Genomic DNA, 9,337 nt, shown 5'->3' on the forward strand with positions numbered 1-9,337 from the left:
CACGGTGTCCGTCCAGTTGGTGGCGCCCTCCTCCGCGGTGTGGTCGCCCTGGGCCGCGTACGACGTCTGCATGGCCATCCAGTGGCCGGTCGCCGGTCCCGCCGCGTCCGGACTGTGCAGGCTGATCACCAGGTCCGTCGCCGCGGGCAGCCGGCCGGGCAGCGGGTCGCTGTAGGCGGTGGCGCCCGCGGGGACGGTGACGGAGCGCGCGCTGTCGAAGGTCAGCCGCCGGTTGCTGCCGGGTACCAGTTCGGCGCCCGTCCGCCGCACACCGGCGTAGACGCTGTCGAAGGTCACCGGCCGGTCGCCGAAGGCGTTGGAGAGCCGGATGCGCAGGTCGTCGCCGCCGACGCTGGTGCGTACGACGAGCCGGTGGCTGCGGTCGGGGGTCCCGTCGCCCATGCGGTCGGCACTGGCGCCCCAGGTGATGACGTCGTGCCTGGCCGTCGCCGCCTGCGCCGACGTCGGCGTGCCCTGGAGGGCGAGGGCGACGGCCAGGACCGCGATCAGGCGGCCCGGTCGGGCGAACCGGGCGGTCATCGGACGAAGTCCCGGAGCGTGACGGACTCGCCGGGTTCGAGCGTGACCGTGTGGTGGACGCCCGCGTACGCCACGGTCGTGGTCCGGCCGCCGATGCTGCGGATCCGGGCCGAGGTCGGTTTCCCCTCCCGCCAGTCGAGGTCCACGACGAAGCCGCCTCGTGCGGCGACGCCCGTGACGTGACCGGACGCGGCCCAGGCGTCGGGGAGGGCGGGGAGGAGTTCCAGGTGGCCGGGGCGGGAGTGGAGGAGCATCTCGATCATGGCGGCCGGGGTGCCGAAGTTGGCGTCGATCTGGAAGATGCCGCGGCCCTGTTCCACCTCGTAGATGTCGAAGAGGTTGAACGCGGTGCCGTTGCTGCCGCCGGTCGACGGGCGGAGGTTGTTGACGATGAGCTGGTAGGCCCTGTCCGCGTTCTTCAGACGGGCCCAGCACAGGCTGCGCCAGGCGTTCGCCCAGCCGAAGCTCTCCATGCCGCGGGCGGTGAGCTGGGCGGTGGCGCCGTCGACGATGTCCTTCGGGGTGGAGCCGTCGGGGCGGATGCGGTCACCGGGGAACAGCCCGACCAGTCCGGACAGGTGCCGGTGGGTCGTCTCGCCCAGGTTGTCCGGCGACATCCACTCCTCGAGCCAGCCCGTCTTCGGGCTCACCTGTGGCAGGTAGAGCTTCCTGCGCAGGCCGGCGATCGTGTCGGCATAGCCGGTGTCCTTCTTCAACTCGGCGGACGCGGCGCAGAAGTTGCCGAACAGCGACCACACCAGCTCCTGGGCGTAGGTGATGCCCTTGGCGTCGAGCGGGCCGTGCTCGGGCGACCAGTCGCTGTCGGCGATGAGCACCTCATCCGAGCTGCCGGGGAGCGTCGTGGTGAGCAGCCGAGCCTCCCAGAACTCGCAGGCACCCTTGAGGAGCGGATAGATCTTCGCCAGATGGGTGCGGGACTGGGTGAACTCATAGTGCTCGTACAGGCTGTTGCAGAGCCAGGCGTTGCCCGCCGGGTGCCACCACCAGCCCATCCCGCCATGGATGTTGGTGGAGATGGCGACGGTCCAGCCGGCGAGCTTGCCCGTCGAGTTGCGGTAGCGGTTGCGCGGGTCGTTGAACAGCGAGCGGGTCAGCGCGGTCCATGACGGGAGCTGGTCGACGCAGTAGTCGGTGAACGCGTCGAAGCACTGGGACAGGCCCGTGCGGTCGGCCATCCAGTAGTTCATCTGGATGTTGATGTCGGTGTGATAGTCGCCCATCCAGTCCGGGTCGTTGCCGTCCAGCCACAGGCCCTGGAGGTTGAGGGGCAGGCTGCCGCGCGAGCCGGAGATCATCAGGTAGCGGCCGAACTGGAGGTAAGCCGCCTCCAGTTCGGGGTCGGGCACGCCGTCGCGGGCGCGGGCCTTGAGGCGTTCCCAGGTGTCCAGCTCGCGCTGGGCGGCCGTGGAGGTGCCGAGCGAGAGGCCGAACTGGTCATAAAGGGCGCGGTAGTCGGCGACGTGCGTGCGCAGCAGGGTGTCGGCCGAGTGCCGGGTGGCGTTGCGGACCTTCGTGCGGGCCAGTTGCTCGGGGTCGAGGGACGGGTTGCGGTAGTTCGCCGCCGCGTCGGGCGCGTAATTTGTGCCGCCGCTGACCACCACCGTGAGGTTCCTGCACCCGGAGAAGTCGACCCGTGTGCCGTTCACGGCAACCTTGCCGCCGGTGCCATACGCCTTGACGGCGGCGCCGTAGCGCAGCCCGTTGGCCAGGGAGGCCCCGAACGACTCGGCATGCGAAGGCTTCTCGCCGTGCGTGCCGCCGAGGGTGACGGAGCCGGTGTACCGGCCGCCGCCGCTCTGCGTGAAGTGCAGGACGATCACGTCGTCGGGCCGGCTGGCGAAGATGTGCCGACTGTACGTGACGCCGGAGCGGACGTAAGAGCTGGTGACCAGGCCCTGGGAGAGGTCGAGGGTACGGCGGTAGCCGGAGACGGCGGACAGGTCGTGGTCGGGGATGTCGACCGTCAGTCTGGCGAGCAGCGTGAAGGAGCCGAAGTCGGCGCGGCCGTAGGGGAACTGGCCGTCGGCATCCAGGGTGTCGTTGAGGCCGCCGGTCCACATGGTGGCGTCGGTGATGAGCAGCAGCTCGCGGCCGGAGTCGTTGCTCGCGAGGGCGCCGAGGCGGCCGTTGCCGACCGGCAGGCCCTGTTCGATCAGCGAGCCCTCGTCACCTGGGGCCTGCCACCACAGTTCGTTGCGGGCCGAACCGGTGAGGAGCGGCGAGGTGGCGGGGCGCTGCGGGGACGCGGAGGCGGTGAAGGCGGGCAGGCCGCCGAGGGCGGCGGCGAGCGAGCCCGTTGTGGCGAGGGAGAGCAGGGTTCTTCTGCTGGGGTCGGGAGGGCGGGAGTTCATGTGCGGCTCCGGAAAACGTCGGGGCGGGGGCCCGGCGCAGGGCCGGGCCCCCGGGGGAGGGTCAGGAAGAGGACTTCGGTACGTCGATCCGGTCGATGTCCGGCGCGTAGCCCGAACCGCTGTCGAAGGTGATCGTGTTGGCGCCCGCCTTGAGTGTCACCGGGACATAGACGCTGTTCACGGTCCCCCAGTCGCCGGTGGACGGGAACTTGTGGCGGGTGGCGCCGCCGCCGTTGGCGGAGACGTCGGCCGAGCGGGAGTCGCCGCTGATGTAGGCGACCTTGATCTGGTAGGTGCCGGCCTTGTCGGCGACGACGTTGTTGACGGTGAGCTTGCCGCCGAGGTAGAGGTTGCCGACCTTGCGGCCGTCGGAGCAGGCGGAGCAGTCGGCGAGCGAGGCGTTGCCGCTCAAAGTGTTGGCCGAGGCCTCGGCCTCGTAGGCGGTGGAGGTCAGGGCGGTGCCGCGCGGGGTGACGGTGAACAGGCGGGAGCCGTGGGCGGGCAGTGCCTGGGTGATCTTGTTGGTGTAGGTGCCGAGGTTCTCCTTGCTCCACAGGTCGCGTACCGAGGCCTTGCCGGTGAAGCCGAGGGTGGCCCAGTTCGCGCTCACCGAGGCCGGGGAGTCGGCCAGGTTGAACAGTGCGACCGTGTACGTCCCGTTGGGGTTTTTCGCCGCCCACACCTGCTGCGGGTCGGACGGGGTGACCGGCTTCGCGGGCGGGGTGTCACCCTGGTTGATCGCGATGACCTCGCGGTTGGTCAGCAGGGACAGGCCGTAGGAGTCGAGGCGGGTGAGGTCGTCGCCGGTGTAGAGCGGGGACTTGGCGATCGCCCACAGGGTGGCGTAGCTCTGCCGTTCGGCCTTGGTGAGGCCGTCCATCTCGCCGTTGCCGACGTTGAGGGTGTCGAGGTCGTTCCATCCGCCGGGGCCGGCGTGCCGAGTCCAGGCCGGCGTGTCGTCCCAGCGGTCGTCGACGGAGTTCTCCCAGGTGACGAGGGTGTTGCAGTAGCACTCGACGTCGGTGTCGATGCGCCAGCCGTTGGAGTACTTCTTCCAGTCCTCGGCGTGTCCGATGTCCAGGGACCAGGACAGCTCCAGGTGGATCGGACGGCCGGTCGCGGCGATCGCCTTCTGCCAGGCGGCCACGTCGGCGACGTTGTTGTACTGGTCGCCGCTCTTGAAGGAGCCGGGGCCGACGCCGTCGAGCTTCAGGAAGTCGTAGCCCCAGTCGGCGAACAGCTGCGCCTGGGAGTCGATGTACTTCTGCGCGCAGGGATCGGAGAAGTCGATCTTGTACGCGCTGTCCCAGCCGTTGGTGGTGCGCAGGTCGTCGTACACGATGTCGGCGGTGGTGCAGCCCTCGGCGTTCCAGATCGGCGTCTTGCCGTCGTTGTACGCCTCCTTCTCCAGACCGACGGGGAGGTAGATGCCGGCCTTCAGCCCTTTGGCGTGGATGTCGTCGGCGACCGCCTTCATGCCCCTGGGGAAGCGGTCCGGGTCGGCCTTCTGGCGGCCGTACTCGTCGAACCCGGGCTTCCACGCCTGGTCGCGCCACCAGCCGGCGTCGATGTTGACGTACTCGTAGCCGTACGGCTTCAGCTTCTTGGCGAGGGCGTCGGCCTGCTTCAGGACGTTCGCCTCGGTCAGGTAGCTGTAGTCGCCGTCCGGGTTGAGTCCCGGGTACTTGGACGACTGCATGCTCCAACTCGACCAGCCCATGTAGGGCTTGGCCGCGAGCACCGGGCCGGCGTCGGTCTCCGGGGTCGCGTGCGCGGCCGGGCCGGCCGTCGCGAGGGCCGCGGTGACGGCCAGGACGACCACGGCTCTCAGACCGCGTTCGGGCAGGACGGAGTACGAGGATGACCGCATGGGTCGTACCTCCTGGGGGTCGGTTCAGCTGCGGGTGGGGTAGGGCTGGTTCCGGTCCGTGGTGATGAAGCTCTGGATGGCGGTGGCCGCGGCACCGCGGGCCCACTCCTCGAAGGGCAGCGGGCGGGTCCGTACGTCGCACCGGGCGGCGGAGCCGAACGCGGCCGCGGCGAAGGCGTCGCGGATCTGTTCGGCGAACAGGTCGTAGGCGGCCAGCCCCTCACCGGAGATGATCACCAGCTCGGGTCCGAGGAGGTTGGCCACCGTGGCGATGCCGCGGCCGATCGCCTCCCCCGCGCGCGCGTACACCGCGCGTGCCCCGGCATCGCCGCGGTGGGCGAGGGCCAGTGCCTGCGCCGAGTCGGCGACCTGAACGCCGGTCGCCTCCCTGATCCCGGCGAGGATCGCCGTGTCCCCCGCGATCGCCTCCACGCAGCCCCGGTTGCCGCAGTGGCACGGCGGCCCTGCCGGGTCGACGGCCACATGGCCGATCTCGCCGGCCACACCGTGCGCCCCGGCGACCACCTGACCGTGCACGACCAGGCCGCAGCCGATGCCCGCGCCGACGGTCACCACGGCGAAGTCCGACAGCCCCACTCCGGCCCCGAACCACTGCTCGGCGACGGTCAGGGCACGTACGTCGTTGTCGACGGTGACGGGCAACCCGGTCGTCATGGCGGCGAGTTCGGCGAGCGGCACGTCCCGCCACTCCAGGAAGGGCGAGTAGCGGACGGTTCCTGCGGCCCGGTCGACGTCACCGGAGACGGCGAGGCCGAGGCCCAGGACCGGTACCCCGAAGCCGTCCGCCTCGGTGAGCAGTTCCCGTACCAGGTCCGCGATCGCCGCCAGTACCGGCTCGGGGTCACGGTCGGGCAGCGGCACGTGCCGGGCGACGCGGATGCGGCAGCACAGGTCCGCCAGGACGCCGATGAGTTCGTCGCCGGTCACCTTGACGCCGATGAACAGGGCCCGGCCGCCTTCCACCCGCACCGGGTTCGCGGGCCGGCCGAGCGCGCGACGTGCCTCCTCGTCCGTGTCCTCGACCAGGTATCCGGCCTCGATCAGCGGCCGGACCGCCTTGGTCACCGCCGCGGCGGACAGCCCGGTCCGCTCGGCCATCTCCGAGCGGGTGAGAGGGCCATGGGACAGGACGGTGGTGAAGATCTGCGAAGCGGCGGGCGTGGCGGCCGGGAACGTCTCGGCGGGGGAGGTCGAGCGCATGGCCGAGAACCTAAGGGTCTTATTTTCTACTGTCAATGAAAGAAGCAGAACTCCTTGGAATATCGATGGAAAGAGAATTTCCTCTTCGAATGATAGGCAAAAACGGCTACCGATCGAATGATCGAAGGCAGTCAGCCTGTCGGGAACCGCCGTCCGACGATGGACGTTGTCCGAGCAATCCCACCAGACCTCGGCCTACAACAGGGCGGCACCATGAGCGAGTTGGTCCCCGGGGGCAATCTGCCCCTTCCGGGCGGCGCCCTGACCGTGCGGGTTCCCGGTCCCTTCGACGTGTCAGCGCTCATCACGGACGACGGCGGCAAGGTCAGGGGCGACGGTGACTTCGTCTTCTACAACCAGCCGGCCGCCCCGGGAGCCCGGCTGCGCGGCGACACGCTCACCGTCGATCCGCCACGACTGCGCGCCGGGGCCACCCGGGTCACCGTGGTCGTCAGCCCCGCCGACCCCGGCACTGAGCTGGGCCGACTGCCCGCCCCCACGCTGTACGTCACGGATCCGGGCGGCCGCACGCTGGCCCGGTTCGCTCCTGCGCGCCCCGGCCAGGAGACCGTCCTGCTGCTCGCCGAGATATACCGGCGCGGTGCGGGCTGGAAGCTGCGAGCGCTCGGGCAGGGATACTCCGACGGACTGGCGGGCCTGGCCCGCGACTTCGGTGTCGACGTGCTGGACGACACGCCGTCCGACCCTGCACCACCCTCCCTCCCGGCGCGCGGCGCCCCCGACCCGGACGGATTCCTCGGCCTGGTCAACTCCGCGCGCGCCCACGCGGGTTCCCCGCCCGTCGCCCCGGACCCCCGCCTGACCACCGCGGCCCGTGAACACGTCACGGCCATGGCGGCGGCGGGACGGCTCGGCGTGGAGAGCCGGGACGGCATCTCGGTCCACCAGCGCGTCACCGCCGCCGGGTACACGTACATCACCGTCGGCGAGCACCTCGTCTCCGGACCGCGCACGCCGGCGGAGTTCGTGGACTACTGCCTGCGCACGGACGGACCCAGCCGCACGCTGCACGACCCGGCCTTCATCCACACCGGCCTGGCGTACGTGCGCGGCGGCCGCTCCGGGGACACGTACTGGACCGCCCTGTGGGCCAGGCCCCTCACCCCGGCCGATCTGACCCGCACGGCGGCCGAGGTCGTCGAGCTCACCAACCGTGAACGCACCCGGGCCGGTCTGCCGCCGCTGGCCGTCGACCCCGTGCTGACCACGGCCGCACAGGCGCACAGCACGGACATGGTGGCCCGGGACTTCTACTCCCACACCGCGCCCGACGGGAGCCAACCCTGGGACCGGGCCGCCGCCGCGGGGTCCACCCGGCGCTCGATCGGCGAGAACATCGCCTGCGGTCAGCGCTCCCCCGCCGAAGTCGTGACCGGCTGGATGAACAGCCCCGGCCATCGTGCCAACATCCTCAAGCCCGGCTTCACCCACATCGGGATCGGCTTCGCCGGCGGCGGCCGCGCGGGAACGTACTGGACCCAGCTCTTCGGCGCATGACGACACACCACCCCGACCGCCCCGCGACCTTGGCGAAACCACATCCTCCGGACAGGATGCCCCCATGAAGGGTGACCTCTTTTCCAGCGAGCACATGGTGCAGCCGGCCACGGCGCCGGGCATGACCGTCGAGAACGCCAAGTGCATCAGATACGCGGTCGACAGCGAGATGCTCGCCCGCCAGGGCGCGATGATCGCCTACCGCGGCAACCTCGCGTTCGAGCGCAAGGGCCAGGGCGTGGGCGGCATGCTCAAGCGCGCGGTCACCGGCGAGGGGCTGCCCCTCATGGCGGTGCGCGGTCAGGGCGAGGCCTGGTTCGCGCACGAGGCGCAGAACTGCTTCATCGTCGAGGTCGAGCCCGGCGACGAGTTCACCGTCAACGGCCGCAACGTCCTGTGCTTCGACACCTCGTTGGCGTACCGGATCGCCACGGTGAAGGGCGCGGGGATCACCGGCGGCGGCCTGTTCAACAGCGTCTTCACGGGGCACGGCAGGCTCGGGCTGGTGTGTGACGGCAACCCGCTGGTCATCCCGGTCTCGGCGCAGTACCCGGTGTACGTCGACACGGACGCGGTGGTCGGCTGGTCCGCGGGACTGCAGACCTCGCTGCACCGTTCCCAGTCCATCGGGTCGATGCTGCGCGGCGGTTCCGGGGAGGCCGTCCAGCTGATGCTGCAGGGCGAGGGGTACGTCGTGGTGCGGCCGAGCGAGGCGACACCGCCCAAGGCGCAGCAGCACTGAGCGCCACTGACGTGATCTGCGCCTCACGGGCAACCTCGCCGCGCGCGCCGACGTCTTGATCCACAGCAGGTGAGGCCCTGGCCCTCCCCCGGGGGGCCAGGGCTTCTTTCCAAGGCGCTATACATGCCATGTATACACACAGTGTAGAGATGGTGTGTACAGCCGTGACGGCGAAGGGCATCCATGTACGGCAAGGCAGTCGCCCCGGAGTATCAGGGCGCACTCACCACCCTGTCCGTGAACTCCTCACTGGTCGACGTACTGGCCACCGGCACCGAGCAGTTGAAGGCCGCGGAACGGGCCGGGCAGCCGGGCGAAGTGGCCCGCTGCGGCCTCGCGGTCGCCGAGGCGCACCGGCGGCTGGGACAGGTGCGGGACGCGGACCGGGCGTGGAAGGCGAGTTACCGCGCGGCCCGGGACGCCGGGGACACCGCCGCGATGGCCTGGGCGCTGTGGAGCGGCGGGACCCTGGCCCGGCAGCGCGGCGCATTCGCCCTGGCCCGGCGGCTGCTGGGGCTCGCGGCCGAACTCGGTGAGCGGGGCGACGACATCGTGGTGCGTGGTTACTCGCTGGCGGGCCTGGCCGAGACCGGCCGCATCCAGGGCGACTACGAGGCCGTCGGCAGGCTGCACGAGCAGCTTCTGGCGGAGGCCCGCAGGCGCGGCGAGGCGCGGCACACCGTGTGGGCGCTGGAGGGCATCGCGCAGATGCACCGCAACTCCGGTGCCTACGACCGGGCGTACGCCCTGTTCGAGGAGGCGGCGCAGATCGCCGCGCGCGCCGACGACCGGCGCGGCCACGCCTGGGCACTGCGCGGGCTCGCCGACGTCGTCTCCGTGCGGGACGGTGACACGGAGCGGGCGCTGGCCCTGCTGTCCGAGGCGGAGACGACCTGCCGCGCGATGAACCTGACGAGTGCGCTGGCGTACAACCACAAGATGCGCGGCAACGTCCACTACCGCGCCGGGCGGTACACCGAGGCCCGGAACCTGTACGAGCAGGCACTCGCCGAGTTCCGCGCCATGAGCGAACCGCGCGGGGAGGCGCTCGCCCGGCTGGGCCTGGCCAAGTCC

General features: G+C 70.9%; 6 protein-coding genes and 1 pseudogene. 3 read left to right on the forward strand and 4 right to left on the reverse strand.

The features are described 5' to 3' along the window. The 4 genes and pseudogenes from ACTWQJ_RS38745 to ACTWQJ_RS38760 all read right to left on the reverse strand — a co-directional run. Positions 1-540, reverse strand: a pseudogene (locus tag ACTWQJ_RS38745) (SGNH/GDSL hydrolase family protein); the annotation flags it as partial. Continuing rightward, entirely contained in the window at positions 537-2,912 is a 2,376-nt protein-coding gene (locus tag ACTWQJ_RS38750; protein ID WP_443311128.1) for a glycosyl hydrolase family 95 catalytic domain-containing protein, read from the reverse strand. The pseudogene ACTWQJ_RS38745 and the gene ACTWQJ_RS38750, both read right to left, overlap by 4 nt. Before the next feature lie 61 nt (positions 2,913-2,973). Then, positions 2,974-4,782 (reverse strand): alpha-galactosidase D, encoded by a 1,809-nt coding sequence (locus ACTWQJ_RS38755; protein WP_443311129.1) that lies wholly within the window; start codon positions 4,780-4,782, stop codon positions 2,974-2,976. 24 nt (positions 4,783-4,806) lie between these two features. After that, positions 4,807-6,003, reverse strand: coding sequence for an ROK family protein (locus ACTWQJ_RS38760; protein WP_443311130.1), 1,197 nt, complete (start codon positions 6,001-6,003; stop codon positions 4,807-4,809). Between the two features lie 213 nt (positions 6,004-6,216). On the opposite strand from ACTWQJ_RS38760, the gene ACTWQJ_RS38765 reads away from it, so the two are divergent. The 3 genes from ACTWQJ_RS38765 to ACTWQJ_RS38775 form a co-directional block, all read left to right on the forward strand. Further along, positions 6,217-7,521, forward strand: coding sequence for a CAP domain-containing protein (locus tag ACTWQJ_RS38765; protein ID WP_443311131.1), 1,305 nt, complete (start codon positions 6,217-6,219; stop codon positions 7,519-7,521). A 64-nt stretch (positions 7,522-7,585) separates the two neighbouring features. Beyond that, complete coding sequence (locus tag ACTWQJ_RS38770) at positions 7,586-8,263, forward strand: AIM24 family protein (protein WP_443311132.1); 678 nt, start codon at positions 7,586-7,588, stop codon at positions 8,261-8,263. A 183-nt stretch (positions 8,264-8,446) separates the two neighbouring features. Beyond that, the coding region (locus tag ACTWQJ_RS38775) for a tetratricopeptide repeat protein (protein ID WP_443311133.1) at positions 8,447-9,337 on the forward strand (891 nt) is incomplete at its 3' end.

It is taken from the genome of Streptomyces sp. KR55 (assembly GCF_052245645.1).
Classification (GTDB): Bacteria; Actinomycetota; Actinomycetes; order Streptomycetales; family Streptomycetaceae; genus Streptomyces; species Streptomyces flavusporus.